The organism is Archangium violaceum (assembly GCF_016859125.1).
Taxonomy (GTDB): domain Bacteria; phylum Myxococcota; class Myxococcia; order Myxococcales; family Myxococcaceae; genus Archangium; species Archangium violaceum_A.
The window spans coordinates 6,636,947-6,656,775 of sequence record NZ_CP069338.1; the positions used below are offsets into that span (position 1 = coordinate 6,636,947).

The 19,829-nt window shown below is 68.3% G+C and carries 23 protein-coding genes and 1 pseudogene; 15 read left to right on the plus strand and 9 right to left on the minus strand.

The annotated features are described in order from the left end of the window. From JQX13_RS28445 to JQX13_RS28465, 5 genes are all read left to right on the plus strand, one after another. Nucleotides 1–2,658: a TonB family protein gene (locus tag JQX13_RS28445; RefSeq protein ID WP_203402623.1), complete on the plus strand. Its 2,658-nt coding sequence runs from the start codon at nucleotides 1–3 to the stop codon at nucleotides 2,656–2,658. 3 nt (nucleotides 2,659–2,661) lie between these two features. Beyond that, nucleotides 2,662–3,576, plus strand: coding sequence for a hypothetical protein (locus JQX13_RS28450; protein WP_203402624.1), 915 nt, complete (start codon nucleotides 2,662–2,664; stop codon nucleotides 3,574–3,576). A gap of 111 nt (nucleotides 3,577–3,687) precedes the next feature. Further along, entirely contained in the window at nucleotides 3,688–4,185 is a 498-nt protein-coding gene (locus tag JQX13_RS28455; RefSeq protein WP_203402625.1) for an SAF domain-containing protein, read from the plus strand. Next, the gene (locus JQX13_RS28460) at nucleotides 4,182–4,997 is read left to right on the plus strand and encodes an SAF domain-containing protein (RefSeq protein WP_203402626.1); all 816 of its coding nucleotides are present in this window, start codon (nucleotides 4,182–4,184) and stop codon (nucleotides 4,995–4,997) included. The genes JQX13_RS28455 and JQX13_RS28460 overlap by 4 nt, the downstream gene beginning before the upstream one ends. A gap of 1 nt (nucleotide 4,998) precedes the next feature. Continuing rightward, nucleotides 4,999–5,424, plus strand: a complete 426-nt coding sequence (locus JQX13_RS28465) for an SAF domain-containing protein (protein ID WP_203402627.1) — start codon at nucleotides 4,999–5,001, stop codon at nucleotides 5,422–5,424. Nucleotides 5,425–5,479: 55 nt separating this feature from the next. Here JQX13_RS28465 and JQX13_RS28470 read toward each other — a convergent pair whose 3' ends face one another. Next, complete coding sequence (locus tag JQX13_RS28470) at nucleotides 5,480–6,166, minus strand: Coq4 family protein (protein ID WP_203402628.1); 687 nt, start codon at nucleotides 6,164–6,166, stop codon at nucleotides 5,480–5,482. A 266-nt stretch (nucleotides 6,167–6,432) separates the two neighbouring features. After that, entirely contained in the window at nucleotides 6,433–7,245 is an 813-nt protein-coding gene (locus tag JQX13_RS28475; RefSeq protein WP_203402629.1) for an alpha/beta fold hydrolase, read from the minus strand. 140 nt (nucleotides 7,246–7,385) lie between these two features. On the opposite strand from JQX13_RS28475, the gene JQX13_RS28480 reads away from it, so the two are divergent. Further along, nucleotides 7,386–8,582: a cytochrome P450 gene (locus tag JQX13_RS28480; RefSeq protein WP_203402630.1), complete on the plus strand. Its 1,197-nt coding sequence runs from the start codon at nucleotides 7,386–7,388 to the stop codon at nucleotides 8,580–8,582. Here JQX13_RS28480 and JQX13_RS28485 read toward each other — a convergent pair. Further along, nucleotides 8,563–9,789 (minus strand): serine hydrolase domain-containing protein, encoded by a 1,227-nt coding sequence (locus JQX13_RS28485; RefSeq protein ID WP_239013909.1) that lies wholly within the window; start codon nucleotides 9,787–9,789, stop codon nucleotides 8,563–8,565. The two genes, JQX13_RS28480 and JQX13_RS28485, sit on opposite strands and share 20 nt — an antisense overlap. Nucleotides 9,790–10,011: 222 nt before the next feature. Between JQX13_RS28485 and JQX13_RS28490 the strand changes: the two genes are divergently transcribed. Next, entirely contained in the window at nucleotides 10,012–10,518 is a 507-nt protein-coding gene (locus JQX13_RS28490; protein WP_203402632.1) for a winged helix-turn-helix transcriptional regulator, read from the plus strand. Nucleotides 10,519–10,591: 73 nt separating this feature from the next. Further along, nucleotides 10,592–10,716 (plus strand): annotated as a pseudogene (locus JQX13_RS54485) (IS5/IS1182 family transposase); the annotation flags it as partial. Between the two features lie 11 nt (nucleotides 10,717–10,727). Here the strand turns inward: JQX13_RS54485 and JQX13_RS28495 are convergent. Beyond that, complete coding sequence (locus tag JQX13_RS28495) at nucleotides 10,728–11,381, minus strand: glutathione S-transferase family protein (RefSeq protein WP_203402633.1); 654 nt, start codon at nucleotides 11,379–11,381, stop codon at nucleotides 10,728–10,730. 89 nt (nucleotides 11,382–11,470) lie between these two features. Between JQX13_RS28495 and JQX13_RS28500 the strand changes: the two genes are divergently transcribed. The 5 genes from JQX13_RS28500 (at nucleotide 11,471) to JQX13_RS28520 (ending at nucleotide 14,207) form a co-directional block, all read left to right on the plus strand. Beyond that, on the plus strand, nucleotides 11,471–12,274 hold the full coding sequence (locus JQX13_RS28500) for a helix-turn-helix transcriptional regulator (protein WP_203402634.1): 804 nt from the start codon (nucleotides 11,471–11,473) through the stop codon (nucleotides 12,272–12,274). Between the two features lie 133 nt (nucleotides 12,275–12,407). After that, nucleotides 12,408–12,968 carry a hypothetical protein gene (locus JQX13_RS28505; protein WP_203402635.1) on the plus strand — a complete coding sequence of 187 codons (561 nt, stop codon included), beginning with the start codon at nucleotides 12,408–12,410 and terminating at the stop codon, nucleotides 12,966–12,968. A gap of 31 nt (nucleotides 12,969–12,999) precedes the next feature. Then, a complete protein-coding gene (locus JQX13_RS28510; protein WP_203402636.1) occupies nucleotides 13,000–13,179 on the plus strand; it encodes a hypothetical protein in 180 nt (59 codons plus the stop codon). Between the two features lie 97 nt (nucleotides 13,180–13,276). Beyond that, nucleotides 13,277–13,492 carry a hypothetical protein gene (locus JQX13_RS28515; protein WP_203402637.1) on the plus strand — a complete coding sequence of 72 codons (216 nt, stop codon included), beginning with the start codon at nucleotides 13,277–13,279 and terminating at the stop codon, nucleotides 13,490–13,492. Between the two features lie 163 nt (nucleotides 13,493–13,655). Then, nucleotides 13,656–14,207 carry a hypothetical protein gene (locus tag JQX13_RS28520; protein WP_203402638.1) on the plus strand — a complete coding sequence of 184 codons (552 nt, stop codon included), beginning with the start codon at nucleotides 13,656–13,658 and terminating at the stop codon, nucleotides 14,205–14,207. 171 nt (nucleotides 14,208–14,378) lie between these two features. On the opposite strand, the gene JQX13_RS28525 is transcribed toward JQX13_RS28520, so the two are convergent. From JQX13_RS28525 to JQX13_RS28545, 5 genes are all read right to left on the minus strand, one after another. Continuing rightward, complete coding sequence (locus tag JQX13_RS28525; RefSeq protein WP_203402639.1) at nucleotides 14,379–15,263, minus strand: alpha/beta hydrolase; 885 nt, start codon at nucleotides 15,261–15,263, stop codon at nucleotides 14,379–14,381. 115 nt (nucleotides 15,264–15,378) lie between these two features. Further along, entirely contained in the window at nucleotides 15,379–16,479 is a 1,101-nt protein-coding gene (locus JQX13_RS28530; RefSeq protein ID WP_203402640.1) for a glycerate kinase, read from the minus strand. After that, nucleotides 16,476–16,826, minus strand: coding sequence for a hypothetical protein (locus tag JQX13_RS28535; RefSeq protein WP_203402641.1), 351 nt, complete (start codon nucleotides 16,824–16,826; stop codon nucleotides 16,476–16,478). The genes JQX13_RS28530 and JQX13_RS28535 overlap by 4 nt, the downstream gene beginning before the upstream one ends. A 2-nt stretch (nucleotides 16,827–16,828) precedes the next feature. Further along, entirely contained in the window at nucleotides 16,829–17,311 is a 483-nt protein-coding gene (locus JQX13_RS28540) for a YkgJ family cysteine cluster protein (protein WP_203402642.1), read from the minus strand. A gap of 99 nt (nucleotides 17,312–17,410) precedes the next feature. After that, nucleotides 17,411–18,700 (minus strand): class I SAM-dependent rRNA methyltransferase, encoded by a 1,290-nt coding sequence (locus tag JQX13_RS28545; protein WP_203402643.1) that lies wholly within the window; start codon nucleotides 18,698–18,700, stop codon nucleotides 17,411–17,413. Between JQX13_RS28545 and JQX13_RS28550 the strand changes: the two genes are divergently transcribed. Further along, nucleotides 18,699–19,241 carry a hypothetical protein gene (locus JQX13_RS28550; RefSeq protein WP_239013910.1) on the plus strand — a complete coding sequence of 181 codons (543 nt, stop codon included), beginning with the start codon at nucleotides 18,699–18,701 and terminating at the stop codon, nucleotides 19,239–19,241. The genes JQX13_RS28545 and JQX13_RS28550 overlap by 2 nt on opposite strands. Before the next feature lie 77 nt (nucleotides 19,242–19,318). Beyond that, nucleotides 19,319–19,828: an FxsA family protein gene (locus JQX13_RS28555; protein ID WP_203402644.1), complete on the plus strand. Its 510-nt coding sequence runs from the start codon at nucleotides 19,319–19,321 to the stop codon at nucleotides 19,826–19,828. The last annotated feature ends 1 nt before the right edge of the window (nucleotide 19,829 follow it).

Below are 19,829 nucleotides of genomic sequence, written 5' to 3' on the forward strand. Positions count from 1 at the left end.
GTGGCCCCGATCCGTTCCGCCCTCTGGTTGCTCCTCGCAGTCCTCTCCCTTTCCTCCGTGCGGGCGTGGGCCCAGTCCTACGACGGCGCGCGCAGGGAAGAGGTGGATGCTGGCGTCCATACCCCGGTGCTGACGAAGGCACCCGAGCTCATCCACTTCGTGGAAGCCGTCTACCCGCCCGAGGCCGCGGCGATCGGCAAGACGGCCTCGGTGGAGATGCTCGTCACCATCGATGAGAAGGGCGCGGTGTCCGACGCGCAGGTGGTGTCGCCCGTCGGCGATGGCTTCGACGAGGCGGCGCTCGCGGCGGTGCGGCAGTTCCAGTTCTCCCCGGCCGAGGTCGACGGCGCGCCGGCCCCCATTCAAATCCAGTACGTCTACAACTTCGTCCTCCAGCCGCCGAAGCCGGAGGAGTCCGCTCCGCCGCCGCCCCCTCCGCAGGCGACCCTCACCGGGCAACTGCTGGAGCGGGGCAGCCGCTCGCGCGTGGGTGGAGCCACGGTGCGCTGCGGGGATGACCCGGAGGCCTCCGAGGCCCTCTCGGACGAGGAGGGCCGCTTCACCCTGAAGGTGGTGCCCGGCGTCTGTGACGTGCGCGTGGTGGCCAATGACTACCACCTCTACACCACGCAGGAGACGCTCGCTCCGAACGAGACGACGGAGGTCATCTTCTATCTGCTGCCCAAGGCCCCGGGCTTCGAGACGGTGGTGCGCGGCGTACGCGAGAAGAAGGAGGTGGTGCGCCGCACCCTGGAGCGCCAGGAGTTGCAGAAGGTACCGGGTACCTTCGGAGACCCCATCCGCGTGGTGCAGAACCTGCCCGGCGTGGCGCGCGCGCCCCTCATCTCCGGCCAGCTCATCGTGCGTGGCGCGGCGCCGGACCAGACGCTCACCTTCTTCGACGGCGTGCAGGTGCCGCTGCTCTACCACCTGGGCGGCGGGCCTTCGGTGCTCAACGCCGAGTTCATCGACCGCGTGGACTTCTTCCCGGGCGGCTTCGGCTCTCGCTACGGCCGGGCGGTGGGCGGTGCCGTGGACGTGGCCACGCGCAAGGGCGCCAGTGACACGCTGCACGGCTCGGTGAAGGTGGATCTGCTGGACTCGGGCTTCTTCGTCGAGACCCCCGTCACGGATGGCATCTCCGTCGCCGCCGCCGCGCGGCGCTCGTACGTGGACGTGCTCCTGCCCTTCGTGCTGCCCGAAGACCCCGAGGGCGGAACGTTGCTCGTGCTGCCGCGCTACTGGGACTACCAGGTCCGCATGGACTTCGGCGGGAAGCGCGGGAGCGAGCCCTCCGCGGCCGGACGCCACAGTGGGTACGTGATGGCCTTCGGCTCGGACGACATCCTGAACGTGGTGGCCTCCGGCGGCGGACGCAACCGCGACGTCACCGTGGACGCGCACACGCTCTTCCATCGCGTCACGGGCAACTGGACGTATCGCCTCGGCAACCTCACCTCGGTGTTCACCCCGTACGCGGGCTATGACCTGGCCAGCCTCGGCTTCGGTGAGACGAATCTCGACGCGAACATCTGGTCGATCGGCGGGCGCGAGGATCTCTCGCTGGAGCTCACGTCCTGGCTCACCGCCCGCGCCGGCGCGGACACGCGCTTCGAGCACACGGTGGCCGAGGGCAAGCTGCCCGTCCTCGGTGGCGTCCAGTACCCGGCCTTCCCGGGCGCCGAGCCCAAGGCGGAGATGCAGGAGCTGAAGCGGACGGTCAACGCCTTCGATGGCGCGCTCTACGGAGAGCTGGACCTCGAGTTCGGGCCGGTGTCGCTGACGCCCGGCGTGCGGGCCACCTATGCCCGCATCTATGGCCAGCAGCGCGTTGTCTTCGACCCGCGGCTGTGGGCGCGCTACCAGCACTCGGAGAAGACGGCCGTCAAGGGCAGCGTGGGCCTCTACAGCCAGCCGCCCCAGGCGTTCAACCTGGAGCCCGCGCCGCTGGGCAACCCGAACCTCAACCACGAGCGGGCCTTCCAGACGAGCCTGGGCGTGGAGCACCAGCTCACCGACGCCATCAGCGTGGACGTCACCGGCTACTTCAACCGGCGCTATGACCTGGTCGTCTCTCCGGGCGAGGCGGTGGTGAACGCGGACGGCACGCAGACGCGCTACCAGTACGGCAACCGGGGCCTGGGGCGAGCCTATGGCATGGAGGTGATGCTGCGGCACGCGGTGACGCGCAACTTCTTCGGCTGGCTGGCCTACACCCTCAACCGCTCCGAGCAGCGGCGCGTGGGTGGCAACGACTACCGCCTGACCACGTTCGACCAGACGCACATCCTCACCGCGGTGGCCAGCTACCGGCTGCCGTATGGCTTCGAGCTGGGCGCGCGCATGCGCTACGTCACCGGCAGGCCCACCACGCCGCTGCAGCACGTCTTCGACGTCTACGACGTGGATCGCAACGGCTTCGAGGGCACGTACGGCGAGACCAACTCCATCCGCTACACGCCCTTCCACCAGCTGGACCTGCGGCTGGAGAAGAGCTGGCTCTTCCAGAGCTGGACGCTCTCCGCCTACATCGACGTGCAGAACGTCTACAACGCCTCCAACGTGGAGGCGACCTTCACCGACTACCGCTACCGGGAGCTCTTCGAGGTGCCTGGCATCCCGATCCTCCCGGTCCTCGGCGTCAAGGGGAGCTTCTGAGTCATGCGCCATCTGTCCGTCGTCCTCGGTCTGCTGCTGTGCTCCGCCTGTGTGGGGCCCGAGGACAACCCATCGAACGTGAAGGATCTGCGCGTGCTCGCCATCCGGATGGATCCTCCGGAGCTGTTCTCGGACACGTGCTCCACGGACCCCGCCGCGCTCATCGGCACCCTCGTGCGCCCGGTGCGCGTCACCGCGCTCATTCCGGATCCGGCCGGGGAGGGCCGCGACCTCGACTACACCCTGTGGGCCTGTGTCGACCCGGGTGATGAGACCTGCCAGGGCGAGCGCGTGGAGCTGGCCCGCGGCATCACCAAGGGGGGCGAGCTGGTCATCGACCTCTCCCCGGGGCCGGGCGCGGCGCGGCTGGAGGATGGCACGTTGGTCGCCCAGAAGGTGCTCGCGGAGGACACGTACCGGGGCCTGGGCGGCGTGCGCCTGCCCCTGGTGTTGTGGGTGCGCGGCGGTGATGAGCAGGTCTACGCGCAGAAGCTGATGGTGTACGGCTGCCGCTTCTTCCCGGAGATGAAGCCCAATGAGCAGCCGGAGCTGCCGGGCCTGCTGTTGGAGGGCCAGCCGTGGGAGGTGGAGGTGGCGCGCGAGCTGTCCGGCCCGGGGCCCTTCAAGCTGGAGCCGCAGGACTTCTCCTCGCGCGAGGAGCCGTACGTGGTGCCTTCCTTCGATCTCAAACCGGTGCAGCTCGAGGAGTCCTGGGAGCTGAGCTGGATGAGCACGCTGGGAACCATCTCGCCCAACAACACGGGGGGGGCGGACCTGGGCGGCGGCGAGGAGCGGCACAACGTGGAGTGGCGGCCTCCGTCGAACGCGCAGGCCCAGGAGGTCCGCTTCTGGGTGGTGGTGCGCGACGGGCGCGGCGGCATGTCCTGGGTGACGCGGACGGTGAAGTACACGCCGTGAGCCGCGCGAGCCGGACCGTACCTGCCGGCCGTGGCGCCAGGGGCTCGCGCCGGGCTACCGTGCGCGCATGCGATTCTTCCAGTTCGGACGCGGATTCGTGGGGGCGCGGCCATGAGCACCCCTCGGGAACCGCTGCACAAGGGCATGCTCGTCGGTGGCATCGTCGTGGGTCTGGTCCTCGGCCTGGTGGTCGGCGGGTTCGGCGCGGCGATTCTTGGGTACACCCTCGTCAGGAAGGCGGAGCGGGAGGCGCGCCTGCGCTGGGCGCTCGTCCCGGTCATCGTCCCCCAGCGTGACTTCGCGCCGGGTGAGGTGCTGAAGCTCGATGATCTGGCGCAGCGCTCCGCCCCCGAGCAGCTCGTCACGTCCTCCATGGTTCGCTCGGATTCGGCGGCCAACCTGGTGGGCCAGGCGCTCACCGTCCCCGTCCAGGCCGGCGAGCCGCTGCGCTGGGCGTTCCTGGCGGCGGCCACGGAGAAGCTCGAGCCCTCGGAGCGCCGGCTCTCCGAGGAGTGCCAGCGCGCGCTCGACCTGCAACCGGACCGCCCCAGGCCGGATCGGACCGCGGGGAAGATCCGTGAACGGCTGGTCGGGGGAGGTTCGCCATGAGGTCCTTTCTCCTGGGCGCGCTGATCGGTCTCGTCGTGAGCTTCACGGTCATTGGCCTGCTCGCGGCCGGCACCATTCCGAAGCGGATGCGGGATGCCCGCTACGGTTGGGATCTGAAGCCCACCCTCACCCTCGCGAGGGATGTCGCGGCGGGCGAGGTGCTGAAGGACGAGGACCTCGCGGAAGTCGCCTTCCCGGAGCAATTCGTTTCGGAGTCGTTCATCCTGCCCGCGGATCGGCGCGCGGTGGTCGGGAAGCCCCTCACCCTGGACATGGTGAAGGGAGATGTCCTGGCCTGGTCGATGTTCGCCCAACAGGAATCCCAGGAGCAGGTGCGCGCCTGCATCGCCAACGGGCGCGCCGCCTTCAAGGAGGCCGGTGAGCGAGCGCGGGATGCGGCCATCCAGGCCTTCACGCAGCGCAGTGGCCCGCCGCCCACGAGCCCCCCGCCGCCAGTGCCCGCCTTCAAGTTCGACGCGAAGGGCCTGACCCCGGTCGTCGTGTTGACGCAGGAGGTGGCCGAGGGAGACCGGATTCCCGCGTCGGCCCTGGAGAGCCGGAAGATGCCACGGGCCCTGGTGACGCCGAGCCTGGTGCCCGGGGACGCCTTGGAGTCCGTGGTGGGGGCCCTGGCGGTGGTCGGGATGCAGCCGGGGGATGTGTTGCGCTGGCAGTTCCTGGATGACCCGGACCAGCCGCGCTCCACGGGCGCATGCGTGATGCAGGCCGGCGCGGAGGGCGACAAGGAGCGCTCCGCCGCGGCCAGGGCGAAGGCGGAGGCGTTCTTCGGTGTTGCCACGGAGGGTCACTGAGATGCGTCCACATCATCTGCTGCTGTTCGTGCCGCTGCTCGTGGTCGTGCTGGGCGCGCGGCCCGAAAAGGAGCGCCAGTCCTCCGCACCCGAACAGGTCTCCGTCACCGTCGCGGTGCGGGATCTCGCGACGGGCGAGCTTGTGACCGAGGCGGATATCACCAACGTCCTGGTGCCCAGGGAGTGGGTCACCTCGTCGCTCATCCAGTCGGACTCCCGCCAGTACATCATCGGGCAGCGCGTGCTCCTGCCCGTCATGAAGGGAGACCTGCTCTCCTGGAACCTGTTCGAGACCACCGCCGACCCCACGCTCCGTGAGCGCTGCGCCAGCGCGACGGGCCAGCCGGAGACCGCGGCCGAACAGGTTTCGCGAGCGCGGCAGACCCTCGTCGAGCGCCCGCGGGAAGACGCCTCGCCGGGGCACTGACGGCACGGAGATACGCGAGACCGGGGGAGGGGCTCTCGGCGAACCAGCTCAACCCCTACCCATTCGCGGGTGCGCATAGCCGCGCGCGCAGCGTGGCCACGGGGGTCTCCCAGTGTTCCTCGAACCAGAAGTCGAGGAACCGAGGGGACGCACGGCCACGGCGGTACGCGGCCCACAGCCGCCGCAGGTACTCGGACCGCCCGACGCCGGACTGTGGAACCTTGAAGTGCCCGATCGTGCCGTTCAGCAGGACGAACGCGGTGGTCCGGAGCCCCAGGTTGCCCAGGCAATACGCCTGCAGCTCCATCTCGCCCACCACGTCCGTGCCGTAGCCCGTCAGCACGTGCAACGGGTCATGCGTCTCGCGGTAGCGCTTGGAGAGGAAGTCGATGTCGTTCTTGATCTCGAGCGTCGTCTCGAAGGGCGAGATCTTGTTGTCGCGGAAGTAGCGCGCGAACTCATGGCCGAGCGTTCCCTCGGGCAGGCGCTCGAGCGCGGCCAGATCCAGTTCCTTGCCCTGCAGGGAAGGGCGCTTGGACAGCATGCGGCGCCCGTCCTGGCTGCGCTGGAGCTGCTGGGCGAGCGATGCGTAGACGTTGACGTTCAGGCTCATGTTGAACGTCTGGCCGTAGGTGGGATTCGTCGGGTCGTTCTTGATCACCTCCAGGCACTGGCGCGCCACGCGCAGGCGGGTGAACAGGGAGGCGTCGTCGGGCAGGGACAAGGTCTGGGAATCGCTCATGGGAATCGGCTCACAGGCTTGGTGATGGGGGTTGACGGGGCTCAGCGCGGACAATCTCGGTTCATTCATTTATACCGTAAACGGTATGCCAGGTAAAATGTCTGGTCAGCGTGCACGGCTCGGACTACCCCTTGAGCTGCACCGCCTCGGCGAAGGGGTCCCTGTAGCGGTTCAGTGCTTCTCCCGGGGGCTGTCATTGCCGGGGGTGACAGGTCTCCTCAGGAACTCCAGGATGGCGCCATTCACGCGCTCCGCTTGCACGATGGTCAAGTCGTGCCCGGCACCGGGAATGACAGCCACTTCGACCTGGGGGGCAACCGCCGCCAGCCGTTCGACGGCCTCCCGCGTGGAGTAGACTCGACCCACTCGTCGACCATCCGCTTGCCGGCCTCATCCCGGCGCACCAGATCCTCGAGCAGCCAGTACATGAAGTCCCGGGTGAAGCGCCGGTGCGGCAGGGCGCTGAGCGCGGCACGACGGATCCACTCCATGCGCAGCGGAAGCACCGTCCCCACGGGGGCCACCAGGACGATCTTGTCGAGCCGCTCCGGAAAGCGGAACGCGTACTGGCTCGTCATCCAGCCTCCGTAGGACAAGCCCACGAGCTGGATGCGGTCCCGGAGCTCGAGCCCACTGAACAGCTCATCCAGCCAACGCGTGTAATCATCAGCGCTCTCGATGGAGCGCGTGTAGACGCTTCGCCCATGATCGGTGATGCCGTCGACGGCGTAGATCCTGAACTCCTGGGAGAGCGCCTCGATGTTTGGCATCCACTGCAATGAGTTGCCACTCACGCCATGCAGAAGCACGAGCGGGGGAGCACCCGCCGGTCCGCTGATTCGCACGAAGGTGGTGCCGTACGACGTGCTCACGGTCCTGTTCTCGGAAGGAACGGGCCACCGCTGCGCCCGCTGGTCGTACAGCGTGAGGAACCGCTCCCTGTCCTCCGCCGATCGGAAGGGGTGGTACCCGGTCACTTCGATGGGACCGGAGTCGGGGAGCATCCACGTGGCGAGTCCGACGATGCCGACGATCAGCAGGAGCGTGAGGGTTCCGCACCCCACCAGGAAGGACTTCAAGAGTCGTCTTGCTTTCAGGGGGGTCGCTTTCATCGAAATGAAGTAAGGCGGCGCGGATCGGTGTCAAGGCGGCTGAGCGACTCTCCACATGAGGTAGCATCCGGCACCTCATCAACGCATCCCCGGGGGGCTCTCTCCACATGACCGTTCGTCTGAATCTCTTCGCACCCGAGTTCCGCGCCAACCCCTATCCGTTCTTCGCCGAGCTGCGGCGCCAGCCCACGCTCTCCAATGTGGATCCGCTCGGCTTCTGGGCCGTGTCGCGTTACGCGGACGTCCTGCACGTCTTGAAGAATCCCCAACTCTTCTCCTCCACCGGCAATCGGGCGCCCGCGGAGCCCGAGTGGCTGGGTCGTAGCAACCCGTTCGCGGACTCCATGGTCATGGTGGATCCACCCCGGCATACCCGCCTCCGGGCGCTCGTCAACCGGTCGTTCGGCCCCACCGCGTTGAGCCGGATGGAGCCGCGCATCCGCGCCTACGCCGAGCAGGCCGCCGCCGAGTTGACCCTCGGCCGCCCCGTGGACTTCGTCGAGTCCTTCGCCCTGCGCGTGCCCGCGGCCGTCATCGGTGAGCTGCTCGGCCTGGATGCCTCGCTGCACCCGCGCTTCAAGCGCTGGGCGGACGACATCAACAACACCAGCTCCACGCCCCCGGATGCCCACGAATGGCACGCCCAGATCCGGGGCACCTACGCGGAGATGGAGCAGTACCTGAAGGAGGTCATCGCGGAACGCCGCCGCGCTCCCCGCGAGGACATGATCAGTGACCTGCTCGCCGCCCGTATCGAGGGCGAGGCCCTCACGGACGCGGAGTTGCTGGGCTTCCTCTTCCTGCTGCTCATCGCCGGCCTGGAGACCACCGTCCACCTGCTGGGCCACGCCGCCCTGGTGCTCGCCGAGCGCCCGGATGTGTTCGCGCGCGTGCGCGCGGATCGCTCGCTGATTCCGCGGTTCATCGAGGAGGTGCTGCGCTACGAGCCCGTGGCCCAGACGCTGCTGCGGCTCACCACCGCCGAGACGGAGCTCGGCGGCGTCCGCCTGCCAGCCGGCTCGCACGTGATGCTGCTGCTGGGCTCCGCCTGCCGGGACGAGGCGCAGTTCCCCAACAGCGAGAGCTTCGACCTGGACCGGGAGGGGTCGCAGAGCATGCCCTTCGGCCACGGCATCCACTTCTGCCTTGGCGCCCCCCTGGCCCGCATGGAGGCGCGGCTCGCCCTGAATGCGCTGCTCGACCGGTGCGGCGGCCTGGTTCGTGACGCCGCGCCCGTGCAGTGGCACGCCTCGATCGTCGTCCGCGGGCCCACGGTGCTGCCGCTCACCGTGCTGCCGGGTTGAGGCCCTGGGCCTGGATCGCTTCGTACGCGGAGCGCCAGAAGTCCACGAAAGCCGGTGGCGCGGCGGGAGAGTCCATCAACCGCTGCGTCATCAGGATGCCGATCAATCCGGTCTCGGGATCCCAATAGCAGGACGTTCCGTAGCCCCCGTCCCAACCGAAACCGCGGGGCTCTCCAGGCTCATGCTTGTGGACGATGGAGAGCGCATATCCCCAGCCGCGCTTGTCCCAGAAGCCGGGGCCGAAGGGTGACACGGCCTTCTGCTCCGGGGTGATGTGATCGGTGGTCATGAGCTCGACCGAGCGCTCGGAGAGGAGTCGCCTCCCTCCGTGCTCACCCTTGTTCAACATCATCCGGGCGAAGGCGAGGTAGTCGTCGGCCGTCGAGACCAGGCCGCCGGATGCGGACGGGAAGCCCGGTGGACGGCTGAACTGGCTGTCCCGACCGGCGGCGTCGAAGACGTCGAGCTTCCCCGTCTCGGGGTTGCGCATGTAGCAGGTGGACAGCCGCTCGAGCTTCTCGGCCGGGACGCTGAAGCCGCTGTCCTTCATCCCCAGGGGCTCGAAGATGCGCTCCCGGAAGAAGGTCTCGAGTGGCTGGCCCGAGGCTCGCGCGATCAGCACGCCCAGGACGGTGATGCCGGTGTCATACATCCAGGCCTCGCCCGGCTGATGCATCAGCGGCAGGGAGCCCAGGGCGCGGATCCACGCGTCCGGACTCGGAGCCTTCGGCAGCCAGGGGCCGACCGCGACACCCTGCTCGGTCATGGCTCGGACGATGGGATACTCACCCGGCGCCATGATCGCGCCCATTCCCATGCGCAACGTCAGGAGATCACTGACGAGGATCGGGCGATTGGCGGGCACGGTGTCGTCGACCGGTCCGTCGAGGCGCCTGAGGACCCTGCGGTGCGCGAGCTCGGGGAGCAGGCGGTCCACCGGCTCGTCGAGTCGGAGCTTTCCGTCTTCCACCAGCATCATCGCCGCGACACCCGCGACGGGCTTGGTCAGCGAGGCGATCCGGAAGAGGGTGTCGCGCCGCATCGGTGTCGTGCCGCCAGACGCCATCATGCCGATCGCGTCCACGTGCACCTCGTCGCCCCGGCCGAGCAGCGTCACGACGCCTGGCAGGTCGCCGCGTTCGACATGAGCGGCCATGCTCGCGTGCATGCGAGCGAGCCCTTCCTTGGAGAATCCTGCCCTGGCCATGGGTTTCCTCACTTCCGTCCGTGTGCAGCCCCACGCAACCGACGCTCCGAGCGCCGCGGCGCCCACGAGCACGCTCCGGCGGTCGACCCCCGCCCGGGTCGCGCCGTCTCCTCGACGTTGCATCGTCCGCTCCTCTCCCGTAGGACTGGTTGCGAATCGCAACTGGTTTCAGGCTAGGGACACTGGTGCGAGAATGCAACCGGTTTTTCTTGGAGCGGACGGATGAGCGACGCACACCGATCGGGCTGCCCGATCAATCTCTCTCTCGAGGTATTCGGGGACCGTTGGAGCCTGATCATCCTGCGAGACATGATCTTCGGAGGCCGGCGGCACTTCCGCGAGCTGCTGACGCAGTCGGAGGAGGGCATCTCGTCCAACATCCTGTCGGATCGCCTGAAGATGCTGCTGGACGAGGGAATGATCACCAAGGCCGACGATCCCAGCCACAAGCAGAAGGCGGTCTATAGCCTGACGGAGAAATCCATCGCGCTCGTCCCCCTCTTCGCGCATCTGGGCGCCTGGGGACGCAGGTTCCTGCCCGTTTCCGAGGAGCTCAGCATCCGCGCGCAGCTCCTGGAGGAAGGCGGCCCGGCCATGTGGGAGCAGTTCATGGCCGAGCTGCGCGAGGCACATCTGGGGAAGCCGGCGAAACGGAAGGGCCCCTCGGTCGCCGAGCAGCTGCAGGCCGCCTACGAAAGAGTCCGCGCCTGGCAGGCGGGCAAGGGCTAGAGGAGCCTCGCGCTCGACAGGGTCTTCAGCGCTTCAATGGGTCGCCGTGCTGCGCGTTGAGCGCCACGGCCTCGCGCACCAGCCAAGGAGGCGTCCAACAAAGGACATGGCGACAAGGGGTATGACTACGCCGATGTCCGGCCCGACATGCGCCAGCGCCACCTCATCCCCCGCATCGCACGCAGAGGCATTGAGTCGAAGACGAGTTCTTATTCCGGGACAGCCCCCAGTACCGGCGTCAAATCCGGATCGGCCTTCTGCATCGCCCGACGATAAGCCGGCCGCGCGCCGATGCGCTGCAGATAGGCCAGAATGTTCGGCCAGGGCGAGAGATCATACGGCTTGAACAGCCGCATCGTGGTCAACGAGAACACGGTCATGATATCCGCCGCCGTCAACTCTTTGCCGGCCAGATAGGGCGCCTCCCCCAGCCGCTTCTCCAAGGTCGAGAAGACCAGCTTGAACCGGTCCTTGGCCGCCTGCAGCGGCGCGTTCTTGTCTGAAGGATCGACGCGCTCCAGACTCCTCACCTGCAAGACGACCGGTTGCAGCGTCCCGTTGGCGAAGTGGAACCAATAGAGATAGTCGGTGAAACCGGGTTCGCCGCGCTTCACAGCGAGCCGGCCATTGCCATGGGTCTGGAGCAGATACTCGCAGATCGCCCCGGATTCCCCGAGGACGAGGTCGCCGTCGGTGAGGATCGGCGCCGTGCCCATCGGATGAAGCGCCTTGTATTCCGGCGGGGCCATTCGGTTGTCGGCCCGGCGCTGATAGCGCTTCAGCTCATAGTCGAGTCCGAGCTCCTCACAGAGCCAGACGATCCGCTCCGATTGCGAACGCCCGAGATGATGCAGCGTCAGCATATGAACTCCCTTGCCCGAAGCATTGTCTTGGTCATGCGCGAACCGTAAGCTGAGCGAGTCAGCTAGAAAAGGCGTGCCCGCATACCGGTATGGCGACTACCACCCTCCCCGAATTTCTCCGCACTCGCCGCGAGCGGCTTCACCCCGAATCGACCGAGCGGCGTCGCACTCCTGGACTTCGTCGCGAGGAAGTCGCGGCGCGCGCCGGCGTGAGCGTCACCTGGTACACGTGGCTCGAACAAGGTCGCGGCGGCGTGCCGTCCGACGACGTGCTCGAACGCCTCGCTCGCGCACTCGAGCTCGACGACACGAATCGCGAGATGCTGTTCCTGCTCGCTCACGCTCGTCCGCCACCGCGCCGCCACACGCCGCCCGCCGAGGTCACGCCGGCGCTGCAGCGCGTGCTCGACAACCTGCACGTGCCCGCGTTCGTGAAGACGCCGACGTTTCAGATCGTCGCGTGGAATCGCGCCGCCGTGGCGGTGATCGGCGATTACGCCGCGGTTCCCGAGCGCGACCGCAACATGCTGCGCCGGGTCTTTCATCCCGAATCCGCCGCGTTCCTGCCGCATGCCGAAGACATGCATCGCACGTGCCTCGCCGCGTTTCGCGTCGACATCGCGCGTGCGGGAGCATCAGAAGAAGCTGCCGCGCTCGTCGACGAGTTGATGGAGACGAGCGCGGACTTTCGCCGGCTGTGGGCCGAGAATGAGCTGCGCACGCACGGAGTGAGGTACAGGCGACTCGTCCGACCGAATGTCGGCGAGCTCGTGTTCGAGACGTCGGTGTTTTCCGTCGACGGCAGCGACGGCCTCAGCATGTTTGTCTTTTCACCGGCGGACGACGCTTCAGCGCGTGGGGTCGAACAGCTGCTCCGCGAGCTCGCAGAGTAGCGCCGAGAGTTGCTCGCGATCGGCTTTCGATGAGTTCTCGACGAGCGCGCTGACTTCCGCAGTTACCGGCCGGTGGACAGGCCGCGCAGCCCCTTGGGCCGCGGAGGTCGACTGGGGGGCGAACTGCTACTGGGTGGGACGCTTCGGGGCCTTCCCGCGCCCCCGCTCGGACATCACCTCGCGTTTGTGCAGCCGAGGGCTCCTGGAGAAGACGATCCGCGCGCGTCTGGCGAGCAACCCGAGAATCGAGCTCGTCGAGCGTTTCGAGGCGGAGACCTTCCGATGGGATTCCTCGCGACGCCGCATCCTGGCCGCGCTCTTCGTGACGATGGGCGATGCGTTGTGTGCCTTGAATCCCGTCTACGGGCAGGGGATGACGGTGAGTCTGCTGTCGGCGCTCGAGCTCGGGCGGCAGATGGCCCAGGGGGGGAGGATCTCGCAGAAGCGGTTCAACGCGCTCGGCGCGGGTCCCTGGCTCACGGCGGCCGGCGAGGACCTGCGCGTGCCCGGGTGCACCCTGGAGAACGTGAGCGCCATGGAGCGTCTGACCATGACGCTCAACAGTATCGTGGGGGACAGGGTGATGCTCCGGGCCACCTTCGATCCGGACGCGCACCAGCGCACGATGCGCGTACTCCACATGGTGGACCCGCCCTCCGCGCTCCTCCCGCTCGCCCTGCCTCGAGTGGTGTGACAGGGGTGTCTCGAGTTGACTTTGAAACAAAATGTCTTCTCGTAAGTGGTCGGGTTTCTATAATGACGGTCTGGGTCTGAACGCCTGTACCTGGAACTGCAGTGCGACGACCGCCGGTGGCGCCGTCTACGCGACCACGAGCTTCAGAACGGGATGGGGCCAGAACATCATGCTGAAGGCCCTGAGGGGTGGTCAGCTCGTCATGCGGTAGGCGCAGGGCACCGACCGCCTTGGGCACGCATGGGCCCGAGGCGGTCTCGCATGCTATCCTGTTACAGCGGAGTTCAACCGCGACGAGGAGGCAGGCCATGTCGGATCCACGGGGGGAGTTCGAGAAGGCGCGAGACGACTTGAAGGCCAACCTGGAGCTGTACAAGGAAATCATTGATTTGAGCGTGGATGCCGAGGTGAGCGCCGAGCAGAGGAACAACGCGGAGGACGCGGCCTCCAAGGCGCTCGCGAGGAGCATGGAGCGATACATCGCGAGCGTGGAGGCGGCGTTCCCCGACGTCTCTCGAAGCTGACATCCGTCTGGAAATGGAACCCATGCGGACTCATGCCCTTATCATCGCGGGGTTTTTGCTCTCGGCACCGGTCTCCCGAGCAGCAACCCCCCCTTCCGAGCAGGTCGTCGAGCAGCTCGTCCAAGCCCCCCACGGCCTCAATGAGTTGTCGGGCAGGGAGGTCATGGAGGCCTGGGAGGAGGTGCGGCGCAATCCCAAGCCCTACGTTCCCTTCCTGAAGGCAAGACTTTCCCTGGAGCGTATCGAGGCCGCTCGGGACGTGGATCGGTTCCGAGGCATCCTGAATGCAGCCCTCCTCCTCATCCGCCTGGGAGGGAACGAGGAGCGAGCGTTCCTGGTGGAGCAGTTGAAGCAACTGCACCAGAGGCGGGATGCGCTCTCCACACAGGTGAAGGAGCGAGCCCCAGGCCGCGGTGCTTCTCCTGCCCCTCGCGGGGAGGATGCCTTCAAGGAGCTGCTCGGGCACCGGGGCCGGGTCACCCAGCTGGAGAGCGCCATCCTGAGGGGCTTCGCGGAGGCGGGGGACCCGCGCTTGCGCGATACGGTCCTGCCGCGCCTGGACCACGATCAGGACATGCGCGACAGGTACATCGAGTACTTCGAGGCCACGGGTCGCGAGGACCCGGTCGTCCGGGCCCGCCTGAAGAAGCTGCTCGAGGCTCAGGGCTCTCCGGTGACGGAGCAGCGCCTACGGCACTTCTTCGAGGAGAAGTAATCGGGCACTCACACCTGGGCGGAGTCAGGGCTCTGGGTGTGAGGCGATCTTCAAACACCTCAATGCGCAGCCCGCGCCGCCGAGAGGTTCCCCGCTCGTTGCATCGCGAGGAAGAGGCGCAGGTCGTTCCAGTCGAACATGCGCCTCTCCCTGTCAGCGGCTCGCGACTGGCTACGCGAGACTGGCGAGGATCCCGGCGACCTCCCGGGCCTTCAGGACGAACCCGACGTGGCTGGCCTCGACGGTCCGCACGTCGAACTTGTTATGCGGCGTCAGCGCATCGGCCTCGGCGATCATCCTGTCCTGCATGGAGGGAGGAATCGACCGATCCCGCGTCAGACGAATGTAGGTGTGAGGAATCCGTCCCCAGGTCTTCGCGTCGACTCGCGCATCCGCCACCATGACCGCGAGCGACTCGTCGGGCTGCAAGGTGTTGAGGAACGCCCGGAACTGGTCGTCGGTGGCGTCGGCCATCAGGGCGGCCTTCGCGTTGGAGAGGAAGGCCGGGTCCGCCGAGCGGTAGTTGGTCCTGCCCACCCCGATCTGCGTGGGATTGCCCACGGCCACTCCCGCCAGGCTGGGAAGCAGACTCTCGTTGTTCTCTCGCGTCTGGCTGTACTCCGCGATGCTGGGCAGATCGACGCAGCACCAGGCGGAGATGTAGACGATCCTGTGGAGCAGCTCGGGGATGGCGTTGCCGACCCCGCTGATGATCACTCCGCCCATGCTGGCACCGACCAGGATGACGGGCCCGTGGACGGCGACGCGCCGGACGATGTCGACGACGTGATTCACGTTGTCCTGGAGGGTGATGCGCGCCATCGCCGACGGCTCGGTGGCGAACGCCTCCAGGTCCTGCGGGGCCTGGTACGAGATGGGAAACTGCGCGTCGAAGCCATGTCCTGGCAGATCAACGGCGAGCGTGCGATGCCCGAGCAGGGCGAGTTCGCGAAGCAGCGGCGCCCAGCTGAACGAGTTGCTGCCGGCTCCATGGACGAACACGTAGGTCGGCTGCCCGTTCTTGCGCGAAGCCTCTCGGTGGGTTTCTTGAGTCATGGGCTTCCATTCTTGACGGGATGGGGGGGGGCCGCCTAGTGCTCCCACCTGTCTTCATCGGTCAAGGCACCCACTGTCCGAAGGGGAGCACTCGTTCCCCATGTCGGCTTCGTACCTACCTCCGTCGGGAGGCCCACCAGGCACCGGCGTGGCGAAGTGCCTCCGCGTGAGAGGCGCCGGGAGGGGCGAGCGCGGACACCTCGACCACGTCGTCGAAGGGTGAAGCACCCGCGTCCGCATCGGGCGCGACCACCCCCGCGAACATCACCGTGCGCTTGCCGAGCGCCCGCGCCTCCCGGGCCAGGGAGCCGGGGCCCTTGCCGAGCGCCGTCTGCCGGTCGAAGCGGCCCTCTCCGGTGATCACGGCCTCGGCGGCGGCGAGCCGTTCGGACAGCCGGAGCGTCCGGGCCACCAGCTCGTACCCGGAGACGATCCTTCCTCCCGCCAGGGCCGCGAGCCCGTAGCCGAAGCCTCCAGCGGCGCCCGCGCCAGCGAGGTGGGCGGCTCCGGGCGCGACGACTTCGGCGAGCCTGGCCAGGGCCGACTCCAGCTCGGCCACGGTGTCCTCGTCCGCGCCCTTCTGGGGACCGAAGAGGCGCGAGGCTCCATCCGGTCCCAACAGCGGCGCGGTGACATCCGTGGCCACCAGCACCTCCACCTCGGTGAGCCGTGGGTGCCGTCCGCTCGCCTCCACCCGCGCGAGTCGCTTCAGCGCGGCCCCGCCTGGAGGCAGCGGCGCCCCGTGTGTGTCGAGGAATCGGAACCCGAGCGCCGTGAGCGCCCCCGTTCCCCCATCATTGGTGGCGCTGCCGCCGAGCCCGAGGATGAGCCGCTCGCATCCCAGGTCCAGCGCCTCGCGCATCAGCTCGCCGGTGCCGGTGGTGGAGGTCCGCCGGGGGTCTCGTTGATCCGGTGTGAGCAGGGACAGTCCGGAGGCCGCGGCCATCTCGATGACCGCCGTGCGTCCCGCGTCCAGCAGTCCATAGGTGGCCCGCACGGGCGCACCGAGTGGCCCCTGGACGGTGTGCGTCACCCGCTCGCCGCCCAGTCCCGCGAGCAGCGCGTCCACCGTGCCGGGTCCGCCGTCCGCGAGCGGCGCCACGTCCAACTCCACCCCGGGCGAGCCCTGTCTCAGTCCCTCGGCCAACGCGGAGGCGGCCTCGGCGGCCGTGAGCGTCCCCTTGAACTCCTGCGGCGCGACGAGCCAGCGGCTCACGGCTGGGGCTCGGCGGGCTTCTGCTCGGAAGGGTTGACGATGATGGTTCCGTTCGCCGGACCCCGGGCAACGCACCGGTAGGTCAGCCGCTCCTCGATGCACTCCTCGAAGGGATCGCACTCTCCGCGGCAGGGGATTTGATCGCACAGGCCCGTGGCCTTGTTGCACGTGGTGCCCACGGGGCACGAGGCATAGCAGCCGCCGCTGGAGCGCGAGGCCGCGGACGCCCCGAGCGCGATGCCGGTGTTCAGCGCGGCGTTGAGCACCGCGCCCCCTGCCGCGCCGTTACATCCGCACAGGGAGAGGACGACCGCCATCACGGCACCGCGCCACGGCATCGGGCTCATGGTTACTCCTTCGGGGTCGAGGCCTCCGCGTGCCACTCGAGGATGGGACGGGGACCCGTGAGTGACGGCAGTATGCGCTGGGAGACGCGCTCCAGGCGAATCAACAGGGCGCTCACCGTGTCCGCCGGCTGGCGGGCCGGGCCACGGATGCGCTCGCAGAAGAAGGTCCGGCAGCCGAAGGGGCGCTCCGCGTACACGGTGCAGCGCCTTCCCGCCGCGTCCAGGAAGGGACAGCCACCGTCCTCCCTCGGAGGCGGCAGCGGGTGGTTGCGCGCGAGCATCAGCCACTCGGGGTACCACAGCCACGGTTGACGCTTCGTCTTCGAGAGCTGGCAGCACTCGCCGCTCGCCGGGCACGAGAAGGGCGCGTACGCCGCGTCCGCCTGCCGGTAGATGGCGCGCAGCTCCTGGAGGGCTCGCGCTTCCTCTCGCGCGCTCGCGGCCGGGGTGGGGGCTTCGTCGATGTCGTCGTCCCAGGGGTTCATGGGTTCAGGGGCTCCCTCGCTCGGGCTGCTCGAGTCCGGGGAGGACGACCCTCACCCTGGCCCTCTCCCAGGGGGAGAGGGGATTGACGCGGTCTCGCATCAAAGCACGCGCAGCACGAAGCACTTCAGGTAGCGCGTCTCGCGCAGGTTCAACAGCACCGGGTGGTCCTTGCCCGCGCCACGCTTCTCGATGATCTGCACCCGCCGCTTCGCGTCCGCCGCCGCCGAGGCCAGCATGTCCTCGAAGGCCTGCTCGTCGATGTGGTACGTGCAGCTCGCGGAGATGAGGTAGCCACCCGGCCGCAGCAGCTGGATGGCGCGCAGGTTGATCTCCTTGTAACCGCGCAGCGCTCCCTCGATGGCGTCCTTGTTCTTCGCGAACGACGGCGGATCCAACACGATGGTGTCGAAGTGCCGGCCCTCGTCCACCGCGTCGCGCAGGAAGTCGAAGGCGTTGGCCACCACCACGTCCACGTTGGTGAGCTTGTTGGACGCCGCGTTCTCGCGCAGCTGAGCCGCCGCCAGGTCGGAGATCTCCACCGCGGTGACCTTCTGGGCCCGGGTGGCGAGCTGCAGCGCGAAGCCGCCCACGTACGAGAAGCAGTCCAGCGCCTCGCCGAAGGCGTACTGGGACGCCACGATGTGGTTCTCCCGCTGGTCCAGGAACGCGCCCGTCTTCTGGCCCTCCAGCAGGTCCGCGCGCACGCGCACCAGTCCCTCGTCATAGGCCACGGGTCCGGGCTGGGTGCCGTACAGCACGCCCTTCTCCTGGGGCAGCCCCTCCAGCGCGCGCACGCCCACGTCCGAGCGGTTGATGATGGCGCGCGGCTTGAACAGCTCCACCAGCAGGTCGACGATGAGCTGCTTACGCTGCTCGGTGCCGGGGATGAGGAACTGCACGCTCAGGCAGTCGCCGTAGCGGTCCACCACGAGGCCGGGCAGCAGGTCCGCCTCGCCGTGCACCACGCGGTAGGTGGTCTCACCGGGGAGGGCGCGTCGACGCATCGCGTCGGCCAGCGCCAGGCGCTGGCGGAAGAAGTCCGTATCGACGGCCACGTCCTCGTAGGAGAGCCAGCGCAGGGAGATCTTCGAGTGCTTCGAATAGAAGGCCTTGCCCAGGAACCAGCCGCGGGCATCCATCACGCGCACCACCTCGCCGCCCTGCAGGGCGGGGTCTCCGTTGAGGTCGGCGCGGTAGATCCACGGATGGCCGGCCTGCCAGCGCTCGACGCCCCGGCGGATGAGCGAGACCTGGGGCAGCCCGTCCGGGCCGATGTCCGGGGTGGTCCGGTCCGGGGCGGGCGCCTCGGGGCGGTGCTGGGGGCGCTTGCGGCCGGCGGGGGGTCCGGGGCGGCGATCGTGACGGGGTCCTGAGGTTGGCTTGGGCATGGCGTTGGCGGCGTATACTCCAACCCGCGTGAGATACGACCTGCTCCTTCAATCCATGGTCCCCGGGACGCCTTTCGACAGTGCCCGGGTGCAGGCCCTCCTGGAAGCCCGGGGGGCGAAGGTGCTGCCAGGGGGCGGGCATACCTGGCTGCTCGAGCACGGCTCGGTGGAGATCCACCCCCTGAGGGAGGGGGGCCAGTGGGTGGCCACCGAGGTGCGTGTGCCCCTGTCGGACCGGACCGAGCTGGTCCGCGAGGTGGTTGCCAAGGTGGCGGAGGTGGCGAAGGAGGCCGAGGTCCGTTTCTTCGATCCGCAGCTCGGGCGCGAGCTCTCCTCCCACTCGGACGGTGCGGTGGTGGACCAGTACGAGCGCACCGCGCGCTACGCGGCGGAGATGCTCGGGTTGGCCTCGGCCATGCCCATCAGCACCACCGAGGGCGAGGGCTTCCAGCCCACGACGAAGTTCGTGCTCGGGGCCCTGGGCTTCTTCACCCTGCTGTACCTGCTGGTCAACTGGATGGGTGAGCAGCTCGGGGGTTGAGTTCGCTGGACTTCAACGCAGCGGGCCTCCACGCGTTCTTCCAGGTACGGGCGGGCTCGAGGCGTTAAGTTGGGCAGGTGTTCAAGTACTTCTTCCTCGCGTTCACGGTCGTTCCGTTCATCGAGCTGTACCTGCTGCTGGCCATCGGCCGTGAAGTCGGCTTCTGGCCCACGGTAGGCATGGTTCTGCTCACGGGCCTGGTGGGCGCCTTGCTGGCCAAGGGAGAGGGCGTGCGGGTCATCCGCCGCTGGCAGGAGGCGCTCGTGCAGGGCCGTATGCCCGAGGAGGGCATCCTGGGCGGGGTGCTCGTCCTGGTGGGCGGGGTGCTGCTGGTGGCGCCGGGTGTCCTCACCGATATCGTCGGCCTCCTGCTGCTGTTCCCACCGACGCGCAAGGTCGTAGCCGCCATCGTGCGGCGGAGGCTCGAGCGCCGCATGGCGGCGGGCACATTGCGCGTGACGACCTTCCAGTCGGGTCCGTTCCCGGGAGGCCCTTTCGGGACGCCTCGGACGCCTCCCCAGCCGCGCATCGATCGCCGGCCGGGAGACGAAGTCGACGCCGAGTTCACCGAGGAAGACGGGCGCTGAT

Coding starts and splice junctions, on each gene's coding strand:
- JQX13_RS28500 (WP_203402634.1), top strand. CDS start 11,471: ATGGCGACTACCACCCTCCCCGAATTTCTCCGCACTCGCCGCGAGCGG.
- JQX13_RS28480 (WP_203402630.1), top strand. CDS start 7,386: ATGACCGTTCGTCTGAATCTCTTCGCACCCGAGTTCCGCGCCAACCCC.
- JQX13_RS28535 (WP_203402641.1), bottom strand. CDS start 16,826: ATGAGCCCGATGCCGTGGCGCGGTGCCGTGATGGCGGTCGTCCTCTCC.
- JQX13_RS28450 (WP_203402624.1), top strand. CDS start 2,662: ATGCGCCATCTGTCCGTCGTCCTCGGTCTGCTGCTGTGCTCCGCCTGT.
- JQX13_RS28455 (WP_203402625.1), top strand. CDS start 3,688: ATGAGCACCCCTCGGGAACCGCTGCACAAGGGCATGCTCGTCGGTGGC.
- JQX13_RS28465 (WP_203402627.1), top strand. CDS start 4,999: ATGCGTCCACATCATCTGCTGCTGTTCGTGCCGCTGCTCGTGGTCGTG.
- JQX13_RS28470 (WP_203402628.1), bottom strand. CDS start 6,166: ATGAGCGATTCCCAGACCTTGTCCCTGCCCGACGACGCCTCCCTGTTC.
- JQX13_RS28510 (WP_203402636.1), top strand. CDS start 13,000: ATGTCTTCTCGTAAGTGGTCGGGTTTCTATAATGACGGTCTGGGTCTG.
- JQX13_RS28540 (WP_203402642.1), bottom strand. CDS start 17,311: ATGAACCCCTGGGACGACGACATCGACGAAGCCCCCACCCCGGCCGCG.
- JQX13_RS28525 (WP_203402639.1), bottom strand. CDS start 15,263: ATGACTCAAGAAACCCACCGAGAGGCTTCGCGCAAGAACGGGCAGCCG.
- JQX13_RS28520 (WP_203402638.1), top strand. CDS start 13,656: ATGGAGGCCTGGGAGGAGGTGCGGCGCAATCCCAAGCCCTACGTTCCC.
- JQX13_RS28460 (WP_203402626.1), top strand. CDS start 4,182: ATGAGGTCCTTTCTCCTGGGCGCGCTGATCGGTCTCGTCGTGAGCTTC.
- JQX13_RS28545 (WP_203402643.1), bottom strand. CDS start 18,700: ATGCCCAAGCCAACCTCAGGACCCCGTCACGATCGCCGCCCCGGACCC.
- JQX13_RS28490 (WP_203402632.1), top strand. CDS start 10,012: ATGAGCGACGCACACCGATCGGGCTGCCCGATCAATCTCTCTCTCGAG.
- JQX13_RS28485 (WP_239013909.1), bottom strand. CDS start 9,789: ATGGCCAGGGCAGGATTCTCCAAGGAAGGGCTCGCTCGCATGCACGCG.
- JQX13_RS28495 (WP_203402633.1), bottom strand. CDS start 11,381: ATGCTGACGCTGCATCATCTCGGGCGTTCGCAATCGGAGCGGATCGTC.
- JQX13_RS28550 (WP_239013910.1), top strand. CDS start 18,699: ATGGCGTTGGCGGCGTATACTCCAACCCGCGTGAGATACGACCTGCTC.
- JQX13_RS28515 (WP_203402637.1), top strand. CDS start 13,277: ATGTCGGATCCACGGGGGGAGTTCGAGAAGGCGCGAGACGACTTGAAG.